Below are 1,773 nucleotides of genomic sequence, written 5' to 3'. Positions count from 1 at the left end.
GCATGGCAGCCTTGACCTTTTTGCTGGTCTGTCGGGCGTGCATTTCATTCAGGATGTTTAAGAATGGGGCAAGCTCGCTTTCTCCGTTGATGGTGTCCACATTGTCATTGATGGCAATGTAGCGTACTCCCTTGCTGGGGAAATAGATTTCCGTGTACTGACCGGTCAGGATATAGTTTCTTCCCAGACGGGATAAGTCCTTTGTGACAACGCAGTTGATTTTCCCGTCCTCGATGTCATCAATCATCCTTTGGAAACTTGGACGCTCGAAATTTGTCCCGCTCCATCCGTCGTCAATGTACTCGTCTACAACAGTCAGCCCATGCTCTGCGGCATACTGCCTAAGCATCATGCGCTGGGTCTGGATACTGCCGCTTTCCCCCTGTAATTCATCGTCACGGCTCAATCTCAAATATAGTGCAGTGTTATAAATCGTTGTATTGTATGGTTGTTTCACGGTTAAAAATCCTCCTTCTAAAAGAAACAACCCACGCTTATACAATACTCGCTGGTACAAGTATATCATAAGCGTGGGCTGATTGACAGTCGTTATTCCGTATTTTTTCAGGAAGCGGCGGCAGCGTGCTGGATCACATCTTCCAGTAGGCTGTCAAGCGGCTTCCCATCCTGTGCGAAATGCTCCGATACCTTGATACGGACTTTCCCCATGACAAAATACTGGGTGCCGTCTTTTTCGGTAAGCAGGGTGCCGCTGTTTTTGTTATTGCTCTCGTTTTTGTTTTTTGCCATAGGCAGTTACCTCCATAAATGAAATATGCCCGACAAGGGAATGTCAGGCAGGTGTACAGCCGCAGACTGTCTCCATGTCAACCGAACCGTGTCAACCGGCAGAAAAGACTTTGAAAACAATCCATAGGCGCTCTATGATTACTTTTTACTTTTTCTTTAATTTCTTGGTTGACATGGTTGACAAAGGGGAGAAATGCCCCAAATATCAGGCTTTTCCCCGTCAACCGGCTGTCAACCGAAGCGTCAACCAAACTGTCAACCGGTGGCTTTTCAGAATGGCAGTTCCATTTGCCGGGCTTCTTCTTCCGTGATTTCCTGAAAACCGTCCCCCTCCGGCGGAGCTTGGTTGACACGCTCCCAGCCTTTTTGAGAACCGTATTTCTTATACCGCTTCGGGCTTTTGTAGGCTACCCAGCCCTGTATGATGCCGCCCGCAATGCCGGTATTCATAATCTCGCAGATTGCCCGTGTCTCCCAGTCTGCCGGGGAATTTAAGTTCCCCAGCGCTTCCTCATAAAGCTGCTTGGAGCATACCCTGTCGCCGGTGTAGTCCTCCAAATAGGCGTAGATCATGCCGGCCTGTGTGTCTTCCTGCATAAAGTCCTGCTGGTGGGCGTTCAGGTATCGGTTCATTTCCATGCTGAATGACAGCTTATACTTCCCACTGCGATAAACCGTCATGGCTTCCGCCCACATCTGTTCGATATACGCCCTCGCCGCCGCTTCATCGTCCAGTATGTGAACCTCCGCCCGTTCCGGGTACACCGTCACGGGGAGAAAGCGCCGGTTGCCGGTGCGGTCACGGGGCAAAAAGTCCTGCCGGTTGGTCGTCCCTCCAAATACACATTGCCGCAGCCGGTCTGCCGGATGTGTCTCATACGGCACTTTGTAGGTTTCTTTCTGGCGGCTTAAGAATGACTTGATTTCCTCAATACTCTTGGCGTTGGCTGTGGCAATCATCTCCGACATCTCGATAATCCAATGCCCTTGCAGCTTGCGGTACACATTTTCATCGTCCAGCTT

3 protein-coding genes are annotated in these 1,773 nt (G+C 50.1%); all 3 read right to left on the bottom strand.

What is annotated here, in order from left to right; genetic code table 11:
• Window positions 1-457 (bottom strand): recombinase family protein (locus DWW33_RS15460; protein ID WP_158577501.1); only part of this gene is annotated, 457 nt, incomplete at its 3' end.
• A gap of 107 nt (window positions 458-564) precedes the next feature.
• Entirely contained in the window at window positions 565-750 is a 186-nt protein-coding gene (locus DWW33_RS15455) for a hypothetical protein (RefSeq protein ID WP_004614956.1), read from the bottom strand.
• Between the two features lie 270 nt (window positions 751-1,020).
• Window positions 1,021-1,773, bottom strand: a 753-nt coding sequence (locus DWW33_RS16080; RefSeq protein WP_243088698.1) for a virulence-associated E family protein, incomplete at its 5' end; no start/stop codon positions are given.

This window comes from Roseburia sp. AF15-21, assembly GCF_003479505.1.
Taxonomy (GTDB): Bacteria; Bacillota; Clostridia; order Lachnospirales; family Lachnospiraceae; genus Roseburia_C; species Roseburia_C amylophila.
The sequence above is the reverse complement of the archived record's forward strand: the minus strand, read 5'-3'. Positions and strand labels throughout refer to the sequence as shown.